Genomic DNA, 20778 nt, shown 5'->3' with positions numbered 1-20778 from the left:
ATGGAGTATCTCGCTCACATCCTCGTCATGGTCTGCCTGTACGGCATCCTGGCGACTTCCTTCAACCTGCTGATCGGCTTCGGCGGCATCTTCGCCTTGGCGCACGCCACCTTCTACGCCAGCGGCGCCTACGCCGCCGGCATCCTGGCGACGAAGCTCGGCATCGGCTTTCCTCTCACCCTGCTGGCCGGGGTGGTGGTGACCGCCGGCATCGGCCTGCTGGTCGCCTTTCCCGCCATGCGGGTGGGCAGCCACTATCTGGTCGTCATCACGCTGGCGCTGCAGGCCATCACCATCGACGTGCTGATGAACAGCAAGCCGCTGACCGGCGGGCCGGACGGCATCGCCGGCATTCCCCCGGTGTCGCTGTTCGGCACGGCGCTGACCAGCCCGGTGACCTTCCTGCCGCTGGCCGCGGTGATGGCGGCATTGTGCTGCGCCGTCGCCTGGAGGCTCGGCGCCTCGCCCTTCGGACGCTCGCTGCGCGCCATGCGGGAGAACGAGGCGGCGGCCCAGGCGGTCGGCAAGAACCTCGTCCGCATGAAGCTGGTGGTCTTCGCGATGTCGGCGGGGCTGGCCTCGGTCGCTGGGACGCTGGTCGCCCACTACATCGCCTTCGTCAATCCGGAATCCTTCACCATCGAGGAGACCATTCTCATCCTCGCCATGGTGATCCTGGGCGGCATGGGCAATTTGTGGGGCTCTCTGGCCGGGGCGGCGATCCTGGTCCTGCTGCCGGAGGGGCTGAAGTTCGTCCATGTGCCGGGCGACATCGCCGACATGGTGCGGCAGGTGATCTACGGCGTCGTGCTGATCGTCATCCTGCGGCTGCGCCCGGAAGGGCTGTTCCCCGAGACGGTGTTCCGCACCCCGACCGGGGCCGCGCGGTCCAGCGTTCCCGCCAATGGCCCGCTCGTGGGTGCGCTGGAGCGCGCAGGCGGCACGCCGGGGGAGGTGGTGGTCTCCGCGACCTCGCTGTCCAAGCATTTCGGCGGCATCCAGGCGGTGAAGGACCTGACCATCGACCTGAAGCGCGGCGAGATCGTCGGGCTGATCGGTCCCAACGGCGCCGGCAAGACGACCGCCTTCAACCTGCTGTCCGGTTTCCTGCGCCCGACCGGCGGCACCATCCTCTACCGGGGCCGCGACGTGACGACCCTGAAGCCGCACGAGGTGGTGGCCGCCGGGCTGGCCCGCTCCTTCCAGGACCTGAAGCTCTTCACCAAGCTGACGGTGGTGGAGAACATCCTGGTTTCGCTGCCCGCACAGCCGGGCGACCGCCCGCTGGACGTCTATTTCCGCCCCGGCCTGGTTCGCCGGGTCGACCGCGAGAACGTCGCCCGCGCGCTGGAGATCGCCTCGTTCGTCGGGCTGCTCGCCAAGGCCGACGAGACCGCCGCCAACCTCTCCTACGCCGAGGAGAAGCTGCTGGTCATCGCCCGGCTGCTGGCGACCGGGGCCGACGTGCTGCTGCTCGACGAGCCGCTGTCGGGCCTCGACACCGTGACGGTTGAGCGCATTTGCGGGGTGATCCGCGACCTCGCCCGCGCCAACAAGGCGGTCTGCATCATCGAGCACAATCTGGAGGTCATCCGTGGCGTCTGCGACGAGATCGTCTTCATCGACGAGGGCCGCGTGCTGACCAAGGGACCGCCGGACACGCTGATGCGCGACCGCGAACTGGCCGAGAGGTATTTCGGATGACCGAGATTCACACCATGCCGATCGCCGAACCCGTTCTGGAGGTGCGCGGCCTCAGCGCCGGCTACGGCAAGCGGGCGGTGGTTCACGAGGTGGACCTGACGGTGCGGGCCGGCGAAATCCGCGTGCTGCTGGGCCACAACGGGGCCGGCAAGACGACGCTGGTGCGCTCCGTCTTCGGGCTGCTGCGGCCCTCCGCCGGGACCGTCCGCTACCGGGGGGAGGACATCACCCGGCGGCGCTGCGCCGACAACGTGAAGGCGGGGATCGCGCTGGTTCCCCAGGGGCACGGCATCTTCCGCAGTCTGACCGTGCGCGAGAATCTGGAGCTTGGCGCCTACACGGCGCAGGACCCGGCGGAAATCCGGGCGAACCGCGACGCGGTGATGGACCTGTTCCCGATCCTGCGCGAACGCGCCGGCCAGATCGCCGGCACCATGTCCGGCGGCCAGCAGCAGATGCTGGCGATGGGCATGGCGCTGATGCACCGGCCCGACGTGATGATCCTCGACGAACCGTCCATCGGCCTCGCCCCCAACCTCGTCCAGCGCGTCATGGAGGCCATCGCCGAGGTGAACCGGGCGCTGCGCATGGCCGTGCTGATGGTCGAGCAGAACGTCGTCCACGCCCTGCCCATCGCGCAGAGCGTCACCGTGCTGCGCACCGGCCGCAAGATTTACGAGGGCCCGCCCGAGCCGCTGGGCGACCGCCAATACCTGATGACCCTTTTCTGAAGAAATCCGCACAGAAGGATCGTGTTCATGGCCCGTCAGAAGATGCTGATCGTGGGTGCGCTGGGGACCGTCGGCCGCCCGATGCTGGAGCATTTCGAAGCCTCCCCGGACTGGGACGTCTGCGGCGTGTCGCGCCGCACTCCGGATTTCGAGACCACCGCCGAATGGGCGGCCGTCGATCTGCGCGACCCCGACGACTGCCGCAAGCTGCGCGAGATCAAGGGCGTCACCAACATCTGCTACACCGCCGTCTACGAGAAGCCGGACGTGACGCGCGGCTGGTCGGAATGGGACCATGTCGAGACCAACCTCGCCATGCTGAAGAACGTGGTCGAGAATGTCGAGGCGGTGTCGCCCAACCTGCGCCACATCACGCTGCTCCAGGGCACCAAGGCGTACGGCGGCCATCTCGGCCCCTTCCGCCAGCCGGCGCGGGAGAGCGATCCGCGCTACATGCGCCCCAACTTCTACTACGATCAACAGGACTGGATCAGCGAACGCCAGCAGGGCAAGGAGTGGAGCTGGAGCGTGCTGCGCCCGCAGATCGTCTGCGGTCTCGCGGTGGGCAGCCCGTTGAACATCATCACCGCCATCGGCGTCTTTGCCGCGGTGTCGCGCGAATACGGCCTGCCGCTGCGCTTCCCCGGCGGGGCGTCGCGCATCGGCGAGGCGACCGACGCCCGGCTGATCGCCAAGGCCGCCGAATGGACCGGCACCAGCCCGCAATGCGCCAACCAGGTCTTCAACATCGCCAACGGCGACGTCTATGTCTGGGAGAACGTCTTTCCCAAGGTGGCGGAGCTGTTCCGCATGGAACTGGAACCGGCGCAGCCCTTCTCGCTGGCCCGCATCATGCCGCAGAACGAGCCGATCTGGGACCGCGTCGTCGCGAAGCACGGCCTCAAGCCCTACAAATACACCGAGGTGGTTCCGTCCTGGCAGTTCGCCGACTTCCTGTTCGGCTACGGCCAGCGCCCCAACCCGCACCACATGAGCACGATCAAGGCGCGCAAGCTGGGCTTCCACGACTGCGTGGACAGCGAGGAGATGTTCGTCGATCTCCTCCAGGAACTTCAGAAGCGCCGCATCCTGCCGGAATGAAAGAGGCCCACCGCATGACCATCACGCGCAGCATCCACGGCGTTCCGGTGCAATGGGAAACCCTGCCGGCTCTGGTCGCCGCCCGCGCGGCGCAGCACGGGGACGCCCCGCGGCTGACCGTCGCCGGGCGGGCGATGAGCTATCGCGAGCTGGAAGGGGAGTCCAGCCGCGTGGCCGCCAACCTGCACCGGCTGGGGGTGCGCCGGGGCGACCGGGTCGCCTGCTTCCTGCGCAACGCGCCGGAGCATCTGCTGACCTGGGTCGCCGCCGGCAAGCTGGGGGCGATCTGGGTACCGCTGAACGCCGGTCTGGTGGGGGAGGATCTCGTCCACACCCTGACCAACGCCACGCCCGCCGTCCTGGTGGTGGACGGGGAATTGGCGGAGCGGGTGGAGGCGGTCGCGGACCGATTGCCCCGCATGCGCGTCTACGCCGTGGAGGACGGCGAGGGGAGGGGAGGCGGTCATTTCCCGCCCTTCGCCGAGCTTCTGGAGCCGGGGCATCCGCTGCCGGTGGTGGCGGTGTCCGGTGGCGATCCCGCGGTCATCATCTACACCGGCGGCACCACCGGCCTGCCCAAGGGTGCCCTGCTGCCGCATTTCGCCTGGATCGCGGCGGGAATGCGCTATGTGGAGGCGTTCGAGACGCGGCCGGACGATGTGCATTATTCGATCCTGACGCTGTTCCACGTCGGAGGGCTGATGCTGGGGGTGATGGGACCGATGGTCGCCGACATCCCCGCGGTGATCGACCGCCGCTTCAGCGGCAGCAATTTCTGGGCGCGGGTGAGGGAGACCGGGGCGACCATCGTCGATCTCATCGGCACCATGATCACCGTGCTGACCGAACAGCCGGAGAGCCCGGCCGACCGCGACCACCGGGTGCGCGTCTCGCTGGGGGTGACGGGGCAGATCCCGCCCGCCGTCTCCGACCGCTTCGTGGAGCGCTTCGGCATCGGCTTCGTCAACGTCTATTCGCTGACCGAGACCGGCGGCGTGCTGATCGTCAACAACCGGATCGACTCGCCCAAGCCACGCGCCAACGGCCTGACCCACGGCTGGGCGGAGGTGACCATCCTGGACGAGGACGACCAGCCGATGCCGCCGGGCGTCACCGGCCAGATCGCCCTGCGCCCCCGCTACCCGCACATCTTCATGTCGGGCTATTTCAACGCGCCGGAGCGCACGCTGGAATGCCTGTCGAATTTGTGGCTGCACACCGGCGATCTCGGCCATCTGGACGCGGACGGCTATCTGCACTTCACGGGCCGTCAGGCCCATTGGCTGCGCCGCCGCGGCGAGAACGTCTCGGCCTATGAGGTGGAAAGCGTGCTCAGCCAGTGTCCGGGCGTGCGCGAGGTCGTGGTGGTCGGAACGCCGTCCGAAAAGGGGGAGGAGGAGGTGAAGGCCTTCGTCATCCGCGAACCGGGCAGCGGCGTGGAGCCGGCCGCCATCGCCGCGTGGTGCGAGGGCCGCATGGCCGCCTTCAAAATCCCGCGCTTCATCGCCTTCGTGGAGAGCTTCCCCCGCTCCGTGACGAAGCGCGAAGTGGAGCGTCACAAGCTGCGCGCGATGCCGAACGACGGAGTCTGGGACCGCGAAACGCTGTGATCCGGACCAAGCCGCCGGCCCGGTGGCCGCGCTCGCTGGCGATGACGAGCGCGCCAAGGTGGGAGGGCAGGCCGGCCGATGGACGCGGGTCCATGGACCGGCGCTGCGCTTCCATTTCGAACCCGACGCTGGCGACCGGGATCGCCATTGCCGCCGGGGTCTTCAACCGCAGGCTTGTGATGCCGGCGGATTGCGATCAGGGGGCGACGCCGACGCTGGTCGTCTCCATGCCCTTGATCAGGTCGGCAACCTCGCCGTAGGGGCGCTGGGCCAGATAGCCGAGGATGCCGTTGGCCAGCTCGACAGGAAGCGCGATGTGCGTTGCCGGACGGGATTCCGGAGCGGACGCGGCCGGAGCGGTGGTCGGGGCGGTGGTGGTGTCGGACATGATGGTCTTTCTTCTGATGGGTTGTGGTTGGTGGCAGAAGCGCTCGACGGGAGGCCGCCCCCGTCGAGCGTCTGGACGAGGTGCCGTCCGGTGCGGCTGTGCATCATGGCGACGGCCCTACGCTGTTTCCGTGCCCATGGAGTGGCGGCTGGACAGGCCGACGGTGCTGGTCGCGGAGCCATGCACTTTGTTGACATGGCTCAAATCGGCGTCCTCTTTCTCCATGAGTAAGCGGTTACTTATTATGCGGTGAAGGCGTCGGCGCGATCAAGCGAAAAGTGATCACCCAACGTTGCCGATGGCGCCGGCCAGCACCACGACCGGCCGGCGGTGAGAGAACGCATCAGGCAAAGGTCGACGCCCGGCGGAACAAGGCGTCGATCCGGTCGTCATCAAGCCCGAGATGCGCCGCCGCTTTGGCGATGATCGCGTTGTCGCGGCGGACCTCAATCGCGTAGTCCCACTCCTCCTGCTCCTCCTCGGGCAGGGTGGCGATGAAGGCGTCCGCCGCCGCCTTTAGGCCCGCCGCCCGCAACGCTTTGCGCGCCTGGAGCGGTGTGACGGTGACGGGCACCGTGGTGGGGTCGTCGGGCAGTGGGGCCGGAGCGGGCGCATTGCCCGCCTCCAGCCATTCCTGGTAGGCGCGGTAGTCGAGGTTGCCCTCGTCGGCGGGGATGATGGCGTTGTCGGTGAGGCGACGGACGTGGCCGTCCATGGCGGTGAGTTGATACATGTCAAATCTCCGCAGAGAGGTAAACGTGGGTAACGAAGTATGAGGTGGCTTCCGAGGCGGACTGCGCCTGGAGGCGGATGCGCGTGGCGCTGACCGAGTTGACTCCGAGATTTTTTGCGTTGTACAGCCCGACTTGGTTCAGGGTGACTGTGGGCGGTGCCCGCATGGGGACGGGGTAGACGAATTCGGTGTAGTAGCTCCAGTCGAGCGCCGCCCAGCCCGACACCATGGCGTCGGGCAACACCTGATAGAAACGCTGACAGCGGGCGAGGTCGAGGGCGTAGGGCACGGCCAGGGCGGCGTAGGGCAGGGTGTCGGTGCCCTCAGCGACAACCGCCTCGGTGATCCGGAAGTAGTTTCCAGCGGTGCCGGTGAAGTTTCCCATGCCACTGACGCCGATGCGGTTGCCCGTCACCCACTGCCCGGAGGTGTTCGTCCGGTAATCGCCGCCTGCTGCCAAGCACACGGCGAAGCTGAATCCAGCCACCGACATGAAGTTTCCGGAGGTGGGGGCGGGGATTGAAAGGGTGACGGTGCCCTCGCCCGCGATGGCCGCGAAAGTGCCGACCCACGACCGTCCGGCGTCGCCAGAACGGATGACAACGGTGTAGACGCCTGGCGCGTTGGTCTGGTAGCGGAACGATAGGGTTGCGGGCTTCGCCCAGGGCGTCCCCCAGCGCAGATCGCTCGCATCTTCGGCTGGGACGGATTGCTGGAGAAGCAGGGCGTCCACCGACGATCCCCCACTGGTCACCGCGTTCGACATCCGGAGCTCCAGCCAGTTGCTGCCGCTGTTGATGTCATACACGATCTGGGTATAGACCTTGTCCGTGAAGGTTGCTGTGTTGGCGATGGTCGTCCAGCGGTCAGCCAGAAAGCCCGGCGTGACGATGGGGCCGATCCCGCGCTGCCGTACCTGCATATTGGCGTTGTGCAGTTTGTTCTTGAACGGGCTGAAGTTCGCCGAGTTCAGCATCGTTCTGCCGGCAACGGTCGGGGTCTTGGCGAAATCAACGACACCGTTCAGGCCCGCCTTGAGAACATGGAGGTCGGGGTCGATCCCGTAGATGAAGAGGTCGCGGGTGCCATTGGCTGGCGAGTCCTGGCCGATTACCCAGCTACCGACCACCATGGCGGCGCGACGGCTGGTGGCGTGGGTGCTCTCCGCAATGGCGAGCGCCGCTGGGTACTGTGTCGACAGGTTCCGGCCGACCGTCAGCATGCCATCGGCGGCGAGCGTCACGTTGGTCGTGCCGCCGATCCGGAGATCCAACGGGGTCGCCGACGCCACGCCATAAGCGCGGGTGTCGATGAAGGCTCGCCCCGCCAAGGCGTTGCCGTCGACGCCGAGGAACACGGCGTTGGGGGAGCCGTCACCATTACCGGAGTTGCGGATGCCGATGCGGACGTTCTGCCCGGTCGTTCCAGAGCCTGGGGACACCGACAGGGTCTCACCATCGATGGACGAATTGAGGGAGCCAATACGCAGAGCGTCCGTCAAAAGCCCGGACCGGACGATGGCGCCGTGACCAAATGTCATCTGGCCCGAGGTAAGGTTCATCTGGAACGGGCGCAGGGTGTTCCAGTCGCCGTTGGCGTCGCCGTTATTGGTCAGCAAGAGCCAAAAATTGCCGCCGTCGTTACGGTGGATGACGCCAACCCCCGTGGCGCCGCTGCTCTGCTTGTGGCGGATGCCATTGGAGGCCAGCGCGAGGATGGAGCCGTTGGACGCGACCCCATTGAACGTCGGCGCTGCGGAGGTGCGCAGGTCTTGGCCCAGCCACGCCCCGGTGAGGTTCCCTTCGTGATAGAGCCGGTAGGTCGGCTGGGCCGAGAGGTCCTGATTGGCCGTCGTCGCCCCGGAGTAGCTGACAACGCGCACGTCCCCCCAAGACGGGTAGTTGAACAGAATGCCGCGTGAACCGATGGAGCCATGCGCCCACTTGGCGCGCAAGATGTTGCTGTTGTCGAGGTACAGGTTCGAGCCGACGGCAGCGCTGCCGTTCGGCGCGGCGGAGAGCTCCGACCATTTTCCCACCGTCACGTCACCCGCCGCCTCTGGGCTGACGGTCAGGCCGGCGCCGTTGACGACGACATCGCCCGAGGACGGGACGTACAGCCGGGAGGGCATCCCCGCACCGGAGCCGATGGAGACGCCGTAGCCATCCCCCTCGCCGCCGAACTGGATGAACCCCTGCGGTGTGGTGTCCACCTGTCGCTGGATACGCCACCCCGCCGAGTTCCATGCGTTGCTAGGGCCACCGGAAAACCGCTGGATGGATGTACGCAGAGAGTCGGTGTTGGACGTACCGGAGCCAGAGACCGCCTGATTATGCAGGACGGAGTTGCCGACTGTCGTGCCGAGCTGGGCGAGGTAGGTTTCCGTCTTCGCCTTGAACTGCGCCGTGTCCTTGGTCAGTGTCAGGTAGGCGGTCATGTTGGCGTCGGAGGCCGCGTCGTTGGTCGCTGAGTTCAGGCAGATCGCGTAGTACTCAGTCCCCCAGTTGGCGGTGCTGAATCCGGCCTCGGTGCGCCCGACCACCCGTTGCCCGGTATCGGCGGTGCCCCCGGCGAACGTGCCGTAGTGTCGGATCACCGACTTCCGGCCCAGCGAGCCGCCGCCGGTTTGCAGGTGCAGATGCGCTCCGTTGGCCGCAACATTCGCGTTGACCGTGAAAGGAGCCCACGCGCTGATTCCGGTCGGCGTGGTGGTGTTGCGGTAGAACGACATCACGCCGACCGACGACGAAAAGTCGTCGGAGTCGATGGCAATGTCCATCTGCGCGGTGTTCGCCGCCAGACGCCACCGCTTGCTGTTGGTGGTGGCGTCGGTGTCGTGGAAGAACAGCGCCGGGTAGGTGCCGGACGCCGTGTAGGCCGCTGCCGCCACGTTCGCTGCGCCATCGCGCAGCATCGCCGTGTTCGGCGTCGCCTGGGTGGACCAGTGCGCGGTGGTCAGGACGTTGCTGCCGTTGTGTTGGAGCAGGGCCGATTGGATGTTGAGCGTGCCCTGCCCGTTGGTCCCGTTCCCGCCCGACGCCATCAGCGACACGTCATAGGTCGTGTAGGTCGCCCCGGAATGGAAGTACAGGAACGGCGTGCTGGCAACGCCGTCGTCGCGCCCGAGTTCCACCCCCGCGTTGCCGGTGCCGAGCACCTTGAGGTTTCCGCCCCCAGCGGTGCGCATCGTGACGTTGCCGGTGAACGCCGCCCCAGACAGCTGAGCGCCGGTCGCCGTGGTCAGGATGTTGCTGCCGTTGAAGGTCAGGGCGCTGCCGGACAGGGCGATGTCGGACACCGTCATCCCTGACCGCTGCACGTTCAGCCAAGTCGTCCAGGCCGTGTTGCTGTCATTTGCCAGCATGCCGAGGAAACGCCCGTTCTCGACGTCCAGAGTCCACGCTTTGGTGTCGGCGGCGGCATCGCTCTCCCGGAAGTTTACCGAGGGGTGTCCGTTGCTGACGTAGAGGTTTCCGCCGAAGGTTACGTTGCCGGTCACCTGGGCGTAGCGGCTGTCGCCCGCTGTGCGGTCGAGAATGTCGCTGGCGTTGATGGTGCCGATGCCGCGCTTGGACACGGCGTTCGACGCCGTCTGCACCAGCACGCCAGCGTTGCCGTCGAGGCCCGCCAATGTGGTGAGCATGGCGTTGAGCGGCTGCGCGTCGGTGATGCCGTACCCGGACAGGCTGGTGGGCTTGCTGGCGTTGGTGATGTCGCCCCAGGTCGGGCTGGTGAATGTGAGCAAGCCGCCGCGCCGCGCCAGGAAGGTGTTGTCGGCGGTCGCGGCGATGTCGGCGACGTTGCCCGCGCTGTTGGCGGCCCGTCCGATCACCGAAGTCGCGGCGCCCTGCCGCAGCTTGGCGTTGCTCACAGCGTTGTTGGCAATGGACGTGGCGAAGCCGCCGGTGCCTGAGCCCGTCACGTCACCGGTCAGGGTGATCGTCTGGTCGCCGGTGTTGGTGCCGCTGATCGTGGCATCGCCATTCAGCGTCAGTGCGCGGTTGGCGTCGCCCGTGTAGACCGTCAGCGACCGTTCCGCCGACACGTCGGAACCGATGGCGACGTTGACAATGTGCGAGCCATCGGTGTCCCACAGCTTCAATCCGGCGAAGTGGCCGACCTGCTGCACCGGCCCGTTGGACAAGGTGTCGAGGATGCCGTAGCCGCGGGCGCTGTCCGGCTTGCCACTGACGATGGCGCTCCAGTCGTGGGTGTGACCGTCCAGGCTCAGCGTGCCCGAAGCGTTGGGCACCGTCAGCGTGCGCGTCGTTCCGGCAGACAGGTTGCCGAGTTCGAACTTGACCAGCTTGGTGGGGTCGGCGGTGTCCTGGATGGTGAAGTTGGCGTCGCCGACCGTCACCGCCTTGCCACCGAGGGCCAGCGTGGCGGGCAGGCTGAGCGTCGGGTTGCCGGACACACCGTCGCCGTTGGTAACCAGGACTTCGCTGCTCGTGCCGGTGATGGTGCGGGCCGTCACCGTCCCAGCCGACGTGCGGGCGATCAGCCCGTTCGTCGCCAGGGTGTTGAGCGCCTTGCTTTGTGCGTTGTGCACGGCGCTCCATGTCAGCACCGTCGTGCCGAGCACGCCGTCGTAGGGTGTGGCGTTGGAAAGCCACAACGTTCCGGCGTTCGTTGCCCCTTCGTTGACGCTGACCATCGCCCCGACGAGGTCCGCCCAGCTGTCCGTGTCGGTCGTCCGCGTCAGCACCCAGGGCACCGAGGTGGTGCCGACCGTCGACACGACGTACAACCCGCGCTGGCCGCCCGTCGTCTGGTCCTTGACGAGAACACGGTCGAGCAGCCCGGGAGTGCCGCCATCAACGGTCAGAGCGCCGATGGTCTGGGTGAAGGTCAGAGACGGCGTGCCGGACACCGTGGCGTTGGCCGACAGCGTTACCGTCGTCCCGGACACGGCGGACACCGTCGTGGACGCCGGAATGCCGGTGCCGGTGACCGTCGCGCCGATCTTGATGCGGCTCACCGCATCGGCAACCCCGGTCACGCTGTTCGAACCGTTGATCGTGGTGCCGGTCGTCGCGTAGCTGGCGGACGGTCCGGTCAGCGTCTGGGTGGTCGCCAGAACCGTGCCGAGGTCGCCCGTCGTGGCGAAGCGCGCGGACAGCTTGGCCGGACGGCTCTCCACGTACCGGCGGGTGGCGGCGTGCAGGTCGTTCGTCGGGTCCTGCGCGAGCGTCACCACGCCGGAAAAGGTGGGGCTGTCCTTTGTGGCCTTCTTGTCCTGCAAGTCGGCCAGAGCCGCCTGCACCTGCGATCCCGCCAAGCCGGAAATTGCCGTGATGGCGACCTGGGCGGCCGTGGTGCCGTGCGGGTTGCCGACGCTGCCAAGATGGGCGTCGATCTGCGCGTGCGTGTTGGTCCCGGCGCCGCCGAGCGACTGGTGGGCGATGTTGGCCGGGACGAGCGACAGGAAGGTCTTGCCCGCCGTGTTGTCGTCGCGCACGGCGAGGCCCGCATGCTCGGTGTCCACCGGTTTCGAGGTGGCCGAAAAGGTCAGGCGCTTGAGCGCTGCGTCGTAGTTGATGTTGATGTTCGAGCCCTGCACGAAGTGCATCGTGTCGCCGGGCATCGAGGCGGTGAATTTCTGCTGGTTGCCGTCGCCGATGGCGGAGAAGCTGAAGCCGCCGACGATGGTTCCAGCGGTGTCCGCATACTCCTTGGCCATCGCCGCCCAGTGCAGCGCCGAGTAGGCGCCGGACTGCACCGGCACGTTGAAGCCGTTTGACGCCCAGGCCGCCGCCAGCTCGCGCTGCGCCGACGCCTGATCGCGCAGCTGCTGCGCGCTGTCGCGCGCCGACACGGCGTCGACCTTGGCGTTGACGGCATCGGTCGCCGAGGTGCCGGCCACCGCGGCAGCGGTGTTGGCGTTGGTGGCGCCGGCCGAAGCCGACTGCGCGCTGGCGTCGGCGGCCTGGGCGCTGGAGGCCGCGGTCGCCGCGCTCGCCGCGGCCTGGTCGCGTGCCCCTTCGGCCGCCGTGCGGGCGTTCGCCGCGGCGGTGGCGTTGGCCTGCACGCCCGACAGGTGGGTGGCGGCGGTGTTGGCGCTGCCTTGCGCGGCGTTGGCGCTGTTCGCAGCGGCGTTGGCGCTGGTGGAAGCGTCGCCGGCCTTGGTCGCGGCGGTGGTCGCCGAGGCCGCCGCCTGGGTTGCCGATGCCGCCGATGCCGAAGCGCTGCCCTGTCCCTGGGCGGCCGCGGTGGCCGCCGCGGTTTCCGATGCCTTGGCGGCGCCCGCGCTGGTCTGCGTCGCCGACCCGGCCGCCGCCTGGGCGCTGGTCGCGGCGTTGGAGGCCGATCCGGCCGCCGCCGAGGCGGAGCCGGCGGCGTTGGTTTCGCTGGTCTTGGCGTTGGTTTCGCTGGTCTTGGCCGCCGCCGCGCTGGCCGCCGCCTCGCTCGCCTTGGTCGTTGCCGTCTGCGCGCTGGTCGCGGCTGCGGACGCCGAACCGGCGGCGGCGGTCGCGCTGCTCGCGGCCTGGGAGGCCGAGGTGGCGCTGGCCGTGGCGCGGGTCGTCGCCGTCTGGGCGCTCGCCGCGGCTCCGGTCTCGCTCGTCTTGGTGGCCGTTTCGCTGCCCTTCGCCGCGGTCTCGCTGGCCTTGGCGGCGGCGGACGCCCCCTCCGCCGCCGTCTTCGCCGCTTGGGCGCCGGCGTTCGCCGTCTCGGCCGCGGTCTTCGCAGCCAGGGCCGACGTCTCGGCCCGGGCCGCCGTCAGAGCCGACTGCGCCGCAGCCCCGGCGCTTGCCGATCCGGCCTGGGCGCTCGCCTTGGCAGCGGTTTCGCTGGCCTTTGCGCTGGTTTCGCTGGCCAGGGCCGCCGCCTGGCTGGCCTGAGCGGCGTTGCGCGCCGCCGCCGTGGCCACCGCCGCTTCGGACGCTTCGGTCGCCGCCAACTGGGCCGCCACGACATCGTCCTCGACCGCGTCGATCACCAGCTGGACATTGTCCATCAGGCCACCGTCAATCATCTCCAGCAACGCCGATGGTGTCTCGACGAGGCGCACATTGCCCTGCGTGTCGGTCAGCGGATATTTGCCGTCGCCGTTCGGCCCGCCACGCGGGTCGCCAGCCATCCAGGCGACGAACTCGTCCTCGCGCAGCTGCCATTTGCGGACCAGATCAGCCATGCGGTTGGCGATATCGGCGGCCATGGTGCCGGCGAAGTTCCGGATCACCATGTAGCCGGAACCGGCGCTGGCCGGGGCGGTCAGGCCGCTGGTCAGATTGACCGAGACGATGACGGTGAGCGGTTGGCCCGGAGTCTTGGCGGTCAGGACGAGGGTGCCGCCCGTCGCCACGGCGGTCATCGGGCAGGTTGGCGAGGCGTTGATGCGGGCGGCCAGGCCGGCGCAGATCTCGGCCACGGTCGGCGAGGCGTCGCTGGTGAACTGGTAGACGAAGTCATTGATGGAGATCTCGTCGGTCTGCGCGGTGTTGGCGCTGACGACGCGTGGCGTGATCGTGTTGACCTGGGCAAGCGGCGGGCGGCTCGTGCCGGTGTAGGGCGTGCGCAGAGTCAGCGCGGTGTTCGAGGCGACGGCCGCCACCTCGTAGAAGCGATCGCCGTCGGGCGAGAAGACGTCACCTGGAAACACCTGCGAGGCCCACAGCGTACCGAATCCGGTCACCGCCGTGGAGCCGTTGATCAGAGTGACGGAGCCGTCACGATACCAAGTTTGTGGCATTGCTGTCTTTCCGTCGCCGTTGGGCCAGCATGGGGTGTGGCCTCAGTATATCTAAGCGCTTACTGTATCATCGGGGCCGGCAAATTTCAATCCGGGAAGGGCAATTCGGCCTTGATGCGTGTGAAATCGATGGTCATGCGCTCCAGCTTTTCGGGGCGCCCGTTGGCCGCGTCGTGCTGGGCTTCGAGCTGGGCGTGCATCGGCCAGGCGGCGAGGTAGCGCCGTCGGCGCTCCTCGGCGATCTGCTCGGCGCTCAGGCGGATGGAGAGACGCATGTGACGACCTCCTGGAAGGGCAGATAGGGGAACGCGTCGATGACGACGGTGAGGCGGATCGGCAGGTGGCAGGACAGCGCAAGCTCGCCGCCGTCGACGGTGTGGGCGACGCCGTTGACCAACACCGTACAGGGCGATGGCAGGCCGCGCAGCGTTGCCGTGTCGGTGTCGTCGGCGAGGATCCGGGTTTTGTCGAACCCGAGCAGTGCTGGGCGCTCGCGGATCACCGGCTCATTGCCGGACAGGTCCACGTAATCGCGGGTGAGGTCGGCTTGGCCTTGCAAACGCTTGCAGCCTGGTCCCGGTCTCTGGTGCTCGAACTCAGGGGCGGGGCATTCGCCTGTTTGCAGAATACATCCGGTCTGGTCGTAGAACAGGAACGACATGTAGAACGGAGAAGCGGCGGCGTGGCGGAAGGTGCCGGTTACGGGGGGCATGGCGGGGTCCTCACTTGCGAAGTTCAATCACGGAAACATAGCAGGCGTTTGCGGGGCTTCCCCCGCCTTGCGCGGGGGCCTCCACGGTGAAGGTGTGGGTGCCCGCCGCGCGTCCCTCCATGGACATCCAGAACTGGCGGTCGGGCACCCATGCCCATGCCCCGCCCGCCTCGTTGCCGCTCGCCACCCACGTCATCCGGTGGATGGTTGCCTGCCGCAGGATCAGGATGTTCCTGCCGGTGGTGGTCATCGACACCGCTGCCGACCATGTGCCTGCCCCGGCGGCCATGTAGCTGGTCGCCCAGTTATCGATCTTCTCGCCGTTGACGACGAGGTCGCCGATGTGCGCCCGCCCGATCACGGCGTCACCGATGATCGCGCTGTTGATGCCGACCTTTTGGACGCCGTTGACAGCGGTGATGACGAACGGCGTGACGTTGGCGTAGCCGGCCCTGGTGACCATGAAGTCGTCGACACGGAAGATCAAACTGGACCGCGTCACGCCGTCGTTGGTGTTCGACAGCAAATCCATGCCCGAGACGTACCCGTTGTTGTCCACGGTAATTGAGTAACGTCCCTGCAATCCGTCGATGCTGCTCTGCTGGGTGCTGATCTTGGTGGTGTTGTCGTTGACCGTGGTTTGCAGTGTCGAGACGTTGCGGGCTACCGTGGACTCGGCGGTGACCCAGGTCTTGAGCGAGGTCTCCAGACCGGCGATGTTCTTGTCGATCTGCGAGCGTTGCTGCGTGATCGTCTCGGTCAACGCCTGGTCGAGATCGGCCCGCGCCCGGCTCTCGCTGGCGATGCCCGCCTCGGTGTCGCCGACCCGCGTGGCGAGCGCCCGGACGTCAGTGGCCGTCGCCGAGAGGCTGTCGCTGACCGCCTTGATCTCCCCGGCCACCGCCGCCTGATTGCCGGAAAACTCGGCGTTCAGCGTGCGCAGGTTGGTGGCGACGGCGGAGTCATGGTCGACCCAGGAGCGCAGTTCGCCGCCAAGCGTCGCGAGATCGCTGTTTATCTGCACACGCTGCTGGGTGATGCGCTGGGCCAGTGCGCCATCTTCATGGACGCGTATCATCGTTTCGTTGGACAGCGCCGCCATGCTGTCTCCAACCCGACCGAACAGCGTCGTGATGTCCTTGGCCTGCACCTCGTCGGTCTGCGCGAGCGTCTGCAGATCGCGCCCGATCGCCGCGACGTTGCCATCGACGTCGCTGCGCAGCGTCCGGATGTCCTCGGCGAGCGCCCGTTCGGCGTCGGCGCGGGCGGTCTGCTCGGCGACGAAGCGCGCCCAGTTGCCGTCCACCTTGCCCTCCAGGACGGTGCGGCTGGCCGCTTCGGCGGAATCGGCGTCGGCGAGGGTGCGCCAACGCTCCTCGGCGAGCGCGCGGTTGTCGCCGACCGTTGCGGTCAGGTCGTGGATGCTTTCGGCCAGGGCGGTGTCGGCATCGGTGCGGGCGCGGGATTCGGTCAGAGCCGCCGCCGCGATGTCCTCGCCGGTCTTGGCGGCGAGCAGGGTCACCTCCTCGGCGAGCGCGCCGAGGTCGTCGGCCTGCGCGGTGAGGCGGCCGGTGATGATGGCCCGGTTGTGCTCCCAGGCGGCGCCCATCTCGGTGACCGTCTCGGCGAGCGCCTGCCGGTCGGAGACCTCTTGGGTGATGCGCTGGTCGACGGCGGCGAAGCGGCGGCGGCTGTCGCCGCGCGTCTGCTGCAACGCCTCGAAGCGTTCGTAGCCGAGGCGCACCGACTCGGCCAGCGTCTCGGCGAGCGCGTTGTCGAACCCCGATCGCGCCATCACCGCCTCGACGCGGGCGTCGAGGAAGGCGAAGTCCTGACGCTGGATCAGGCGTTCGACATGGGTGTCGAGGAAGGAGAAGTCGATGTCCGGGACGTTGTGGACGATGTCGTCCTTGACGCGGTCCCACACCGCCTGCGCCATGTCCTCCACGCCGGCCGGGCGGGCTTCGCCGGCGGTGCCGAGGTTGGAGTTGAAGTCGCCGATGTTGCCGCCGAGATCGACCGCGCGCACCCAGTAGTAACGCACCGCGAGACCGGGGAGTCCGGCGCGGATGAAGTTGCTGCCCTTGACCTCGGCGATCTTCTCCGCGGTCGTCAGGTCGTTCGTCGCGCTTTCCCACACCTCGATGTGCGCGAGATCGGTGTCGGTCGGGTTGGACCAGCGCAGGGCGATCTGGCGGATGCCGCCGGACGCCGCCAGCCCGGTCGGCTGGCCGGGCGGCGTTCCCTTGCCCCGCACGATCAGGCCGATTTCGGCGCTGGCGCGACGGTTGTCGTGGCCGAGCGTGGTGACGCGGATGGTGTAGCGGCCCTCGGCCGCCGGCTCGATGTCGAAGCCGCCGACGCGCGTCGTCGCCCATTCCTGCCACTGGCCGCCCGGCGTCATCACGTCGGCGCGGTAGCCGGCGATCTCGGGCAGGTTGCTCGTCGTCCAGCTCACCGAGACGCGGGCCTGCGGCAGCCCGTTGACCCAATAGACGCTTTCCACCGCCCGCAGGTTGGCTGGCGCCGGCAGCGGGGTGACGCCGCCCTGGTAGGCCGGTGCCGGCAGGTTGAGACCCTGTTCGACCCGCGCGTACTTGGTCGGGTCGTGCAGGAGCGCCGTCACCTCGAAGACGTTGGGCTCCAGCTCGCGGATGCTGCGGACACGGAAGCGGCGTGGGGTCAGGCTGGCGCTCGACAGCGACCACATCGCCCCGGCGTCGGGAGCCACCGGCAACGGGTCGACCAGCGTCAACGCGCTGTGCTCGCCGATCCCACCGGCCACCGCGCGGTCGAGGACGCGGCCGTCGGGGAGCGTCACGGACAGCGTGTAGGCGTGTCCGGCCTCAAGCGTCACCGGGGCGTCGAGCGTCACCCGGCCCACCGTCGCCGCGGCCACCCGCCCGCCCAGGCGCACCAGCGCGTAGGCCGGATCGGCGACCTGGATGATCTGTCCGGGTGTCACCTCCAGGTGGTCGAAGGAGCAGCGGTAGGTGACGGTCTCGGTCTCGTGCTGCTCGCTGTCGAGAATCCACAGGCCGAGACGGCGGGCCTGGCTGCGGCTCGTGCAGCCGAACGCCGACACTTCGATCTCGCGGTGGCCGTGGCGCTCGATCAGCCGGGTGTTCTCGATGACCTCGATCGCGCCGCGGTACTCGTCGGCGGGGTCGTTCCACGCCACCTTGGCGACGGTGTGCCGGGCCTTCAGCGCCGTTCCCGCGTAGGAGAAGACGCCGTCGAGGACGTTAGCCGGCGCGACGATCACGCTGTCGTCGCCCGGCATGTCGGCGCTGGCGAAGACCTGGCCGGCCGCCCAATAGGCCATGCCGCGGAACGCCGAACAGATCGACTGGATGACCTTGTAGGCGTCCTCGCGGGTCTGGATGATGCCGTTGAAGGTGAAGCGCGGCTCCCAGCCGCCGGCGCCGTTGGGCACCGGTTGATCGCAGTATTGCGCGATCTGGTAGAGGCTCCATTTGTCGATCTGGCTGGCGTCGATCACCCGGCCCAGGCCGTAGCGCGTGTTGGTGATCAGGTCGTAGAGCACCCAGGCCGGGTTGTCGGTCCACGCCGTCTTGAAGCCGCCCTGCCAGATGCCGCCGTTGGCGTAGCTGTGGTTTTCCGGATCGTAGATGTCGGGCACGCTGACGCGCAGGCCTTTGACGTCGTAGGCACGCGCCGGGATCGACGAGCCGAACTGCTCGCTGTCGACGGTCAGCGCGATCAGCGCGCTGTCCGGGTAGCTGTATTTGCCGTCGACGATCTGCGTGTAGCTCGACCACCAGCTCTCGTTCTGGACGGTCGCGCTGGTGCTGTCCGGGGTGAGGCGGCGCACCCGCACGTCCCACGGCGCGCCGCCTTCCGGAAGTTCGATGCGGTAGGCGCGCTCGTAGGCGGCGGTGGCCTTGCCCTCGATGGTGTCGGTGATGGTCTCGCGCCAGCCGCCGCCGTAGGGCCGCACGTCGATGGCGATCTGCACCTTCGAACCGTGCAGATCGCCGTCGTCGGCGTCCTGCTGGGTCATCATCGGGAAGCGCAGCGTGACGCGCAGCGCGTCGGTGTCGGTGATGGTGCGGATCACCGGCGTGTCGGCGCGCACGCGGGTGGAGACGGCGATTTCGTTCTCGGCGGCGGCGAAGCCGGCGATGTGGTCCTGGCTCGGCAGACCGACCCGGCTTTGCCAGCTCACGCCCTTGAAATTCAACGTGCCGTCGGCGTTCTCGAGCGGCGTTCCGTCGAAGTAGACACCTTTGGACTTGCCGACGGGCAGTTCCTCCAGCTCGCCCTCGCCGATCAGGTCGACGACGCGCGCGGTCGAGCGGGATTGCAGGCTGTCGGCGTCCTCGCGGGCACCACCCGAACCGCCGCCGCCGCCCTTGCCGCCGCCCGAGCCCGAGATGCCGCCATCGGCGACGGGGCCATTGAAGCCGGAGCGCCCCCAGGGATCGGTGTAGCCGCCGGCCTCGGTCTCGACGAGCGCGCCGACGAAGTTGTAGTCGTTGCCGACCCGGCGGGCCGCCTGGATCGCGAAGACGCCGCGGGTGAATTCGTCGTCGTCGGGGATGAAGCGCAGGCCGCCGGCCACCTGGGCGACGGTGAGCAGGCTGTCGGCCTCGACCGGCGTGTGGTCGGCCAGATGCAGCGTGCCGCCCCGGACCGTGCCGACATGGAAGTGGCTGATGTCGGGGTACGTCGTAGTGACGATCCACAGCGAGCCCGCCAGCACCACCGTGGTCATCTCCGACCCGTTGCCACCGGTGGGGCCGCCGGACATGATCTGTTCCGGGGCCATGCCGGCGGAGACGACAGTCGACCCGACGCGCAGGCGGCCGTAGATGAGCGGCACCGGGCCGCCCTGCTCGATGGAGTTGACCGGCCCGTTGAAGAGGAACGACTTGCGGTTCTCGACCTGCTCCAGGTCGCCCATTTTGGCCTGTGGGCTGAGCATCATCGAGACGCCGGACAGCGCCATCGACAGGCCGAACATGGCGGCGGTGCCGTAGGCGGTCAGCGCGCCGGTTTGTGTAACGACCAAGCCGCCGAGCGAAGTGCCTGCGGAGGCTGGGGCGGCGATGATCGCCACCGCCATGATGGCGACGCCGATCACCGCCTTGGCGCCGCCCTTGGATCTCTGGCTGGCCGCCGCCCCCTTCGGCACCGGGATGATGTGCAGGTCGCCGCTGCCGAGTCGGAAGGTCAGCTCCTGCTCGTTCAGCACCAGGCCGCTGCGCCTGTCGCCGCGCACCAGCTTGAACGCGCCGTCGCGCAAGGCCTTGAAGAAGCGGCCGGGGAAGTTGGCTTCGAGCGCGCGGGCGACCTCGGCAACCGAGTCCACGTCGAGCGTGAAGCCCTTGCCGAACTCCTTGCGCAGCGCGCCGTAGAGATGGACGCGGCGCATCATGGCGCGACACTCCTGTGACGAAGGACGTGCGTCACATAGCGCATCCACGGGCCGAGCGGCTCGCGGCGCGACAGGCGCTTTTGCAGATGGTGCAGAATCAGACCGTTCGGCATGACGATGCCGGCGTGGTTGGGCACCTTGGAGCGGATGGCCATCAGCACCACGTCGTCGGGGCGCATCATGGCGCGGTCGACGGTGACGAAGCCGCGTTCCTGGAAGCCGTCGAGGTAGAGATTCTCGCCATGGTCCCACCATTCGTCGTCGCGCGCCTGATCGGTCACGGCGATGCCGAGGGTGTCGCGGTAGTAGTCGCGGCACAGCGCGTAGCAGTCGGTGACGCCGTGCACGAACGGCCGGCCGATCAGCGGCGGCACCGGCGCACCGGCGCCCCAGACGATCGGGGCGCCGGCGGCCTCGCCGTCGGTGGGGATGATCGCCCACGGCACGCCGGTCGCCAGTTGGCCGCGCATGTCGTCGCCCGACGGGTGCAGCGGCCCCATCGGGTGGGAATGGACCACCGCCTGAAGCCCGTCCGCGTGGGTCAGGTAATCGGCGTCGGCGATGTGGAAGTGGCGGGTCGGGTCGGGGTGCGTGTTGGCGAGCGGCCTGTAAGCGTTGTCGACCACCAAGCCGCAGCTTTCCTCGGGGAAGGCGGCGATGGCGTGGGCCTGCATGGCCGCGACGGCATCGGGCGTGAACATGGGA

General features: G+C 68.3%; 11 protein-coding genes. 4 read left to right on the top strand and 7 right to left on the bottom strand.

The window, feature by feature from the left end:
• From ABAZ39_RS28335 to ABAZ39_RS28320, 4 genes are read left to right on the top strand one after another with little or no spacing between them, the layout of a single operon-like run.
• On the top strand, nucleotides 1-1704 hold the full coding sequence (locus ABAZ39_RS28335; RefSeq protein WP_040137593.1) for a branched-chain amino acid ABC transporter ATP-binding protein/permease: 1704 nt from the start codon (nucleotides 1-3) through the stop codon (nucleotides 1702-1704).
• Complete coding sequence (locus tag ABAZ39_RS28330; protein WP_051658670.1) at nucleotides 1701-2435, top strand: ABC transporter ATP-binding protein; 735 nt, start codon at nucleotides 1701-1703, stop codon at nucleotides 2433-2435. Before ABAZ39_RS28335 ends, ABAZ39_RS28330 begins: the two co-directional genes overlap by 4 nt.
• A gap of 27 nt (nucleotides 2436-2462) precedes the next feature.
• Complete coding sequence (locus tag ABAZ39_RS28325; protein WP_040137592.1) at nucleotides 2463-3536, top strand: SDR family oxidoreductase; 1074 nt, start codon at nucleotides 2463-2465, stop codon at nucleotides 3534-3536.
• A gap of 14 nt (nucleotides 3537-3550) precedes the next feature.
• Nucleotides 3551-5146, top strand: a complete 1596-nt coding sequence (locus tag ABAZ39_RS28320) for an AMP-binding protein (protein ID WP_040137591.1) — start codon at nucleotides 3551-3553, stop codon at nucleotides 5144-5146.
• Nucleotides 5147-5342: 196 nt separating this feature from the next.
• Here ABAZ39_RS28320 and ABAZ39_RS28315 read toward each other — a convergent pair whose 3' ends face one another.
• The 7 genes from ABAZ39_RS28315 to ABAZ39_RS28280 form a co-directional block, all read right to left on the bottom strand.
• Nucleotides 5343-5534, bottom strand: coding sequence for a hypothetical protein (locus ABAZ39_RS28315; RefSeq protein WP_040137590.1), 192 nt, complete (start codon nucleotides 5532-5534; stop codon nucleotides 5343-5345).
• 343 nt (nucleotides 5535-5877) lie between these two features.
• Nucleotides 5878-6267, bottom strand: a complete 390-nt coding sequence (locus ABAZ39_RS28310; RefSeq protein ID WP_040137589.1) for a hypothetical protein — start codon at nucleotides 6265-6267, stop codon at nucleotides 5878-5880.
• A gap of 1 nt (nucleotide 6268) precedes the next feature.
• A complete protein-coding gene (locus ABAZ39_RS28305) occupies nucleotides 6269-13960 on the bottom strand; it encodes a beta strand repeat-containing protein (protein ID WP_040137588.1) in 7692 nt (2563 codons plus the stop codon).
• 86 nt (nucleotides 13961-14046) lie between these two features.
• Nucleotides 14047-14235: a hypothetical protein gene (locus tag ABAZ39_RS28300; protein WP_040137587.1), complete on the bottom strand. Its 189-nt coding sequence runs from the start codon at nucleotides 14233-14235 to the stop codon at nucleotides 14047-14049.
• On the bottom strand, nucleotides 14214-14672 hold the full coding sequence (locus ABAZ39_RS28295; RefSeq protein ID WP_144243662.1) for a hypothetical protein: 459 nt from the start codon (nucleotides 14670-14672) through the stop codon (nucleotides 14214-14216). Before ABAZ39_RS28295 ends, ABAZ39_RS28300 begins: the two co-directional genes overlap by 22 nt.
• Before the next feature lie 10 nt (nucleotides 14673-14682).
• Nucleotides 14683-20073, bottom strand: a complete 5391-nt coding sequence (gpJ, locus tag ABAZ39_RS33530; RefSeq protein ID WP_051658669.1) for a TipJ family phage tail tip protein — start codon at nucleotides 20071-20073, stop codon at nucleotides 14683-14685.
• Complete coding sequence (locus ABAZ39_RS28280) at nucleotides 20070-20774, bottom strand: Mov34/MPN/PAD-1 family protein (RefSeq protein WP_040137585.1); 705 nt, start codon at nucleotides 20772-20774, stop codon at nucleotides 20070-20072. The genes gpJ and ABAZ39_RS28280 overlap by 4 nt, the downstream gene beginning before the upstream one ends.
• Between the last annotated feature and the right edge of the window lie 4 nt (nucleotides 20775-20778).

Origin of the sequence: Azospirillum argentinense (assembly GCF_000632475.1) — a bacterium.
Lineage (GTDB): Bacteria > Pseudomonadota > Alphaproteobacteria > Azospirillales > Azospirillaceae > Azospirillum > Azospirillum baldaniorum.
Note: the sequence above shows the minus strand (reverse complement) of the source record. Positions and strands in the feature narration are given on the sequence as shown.

Coding starts and splice junctions, on each gene's coding strand:
- ABAZ39_RS28335 (WP_040137593.1), top strand. CDS start 1: ATGGAGTATCTCGCTCACATCCTCGTCATGGTCTGCCTGTACGGCATC.
- ABAZ39_RS28330 (WP_051658670.1), top strand. CDS start 1,701: ATGACCGAGATTCACACCATGCCGATCGCCGAACCCGTTCTGGAGGTG.
- ABAZ39_RS28325 (WP_040137592.1), top strand. CDS start 2,463: ATGGCCCGTCAGAAGATGCTGATCGTGGGTGCGCTGGGGACCGTCGGC.
- ABAZ39_RS28320 (WP_040137591.1), top strand. CDS start 3,551: ATGACCATCACGCGCAGCATCCACGGCGTTCCGGTGCAATGGGAAACC.
- ABAZ39_RS28315 (WP_040137590.1), bottom strand. CDS start 5,534: ATGTCCGACACCACCACCGCCCCGACCACCGCTCCGGCCGCGTCCGCT.
- ABAZ39_RS28310 (WP_040137589.1), bottom strand. CDS start 6,267: ATGTATCAACTCACCGCCATGGACGGCCACGTCCGTCGCCTCACCGAC.
- ABAZ39_RS28305 (WP_040137588.1), bottom strand. CDS start 13,960: ATGCCACAAACTTGGTATCGTGACGGCTCCGTCACTCTGATCAACGGC.
- ABAZ39_RS28300 (WP_040137587.1), bottom strand. CDS start 14,235: ATGCGTCTCTCCATCCGCCTGAGCGCCGAGCAGATCGCCGAGGAGCGC.
- ABAZ39_RS28295 (WP_144243662.1), bottom strand. CDS start 14,672: ATGCCCCCCGTAACCGGCACCTTCCGCCACGCCGCCGCTTCTCCGTTC.
- gpJ (WP_051658669.1), bottom strand. CDS start 20,073: ATGATGCGCCGCGTCCATCTCTACGGCGCGCTGCGCAAGGAGTTCGGC.
- ABAZ39_RS28280 (WP_040137585.1), bottom strand. CDS start 20,774: ATGTTCACGCCCGATGCCGTCGCGGCCATGCAGGCCCACGCCATCGCC.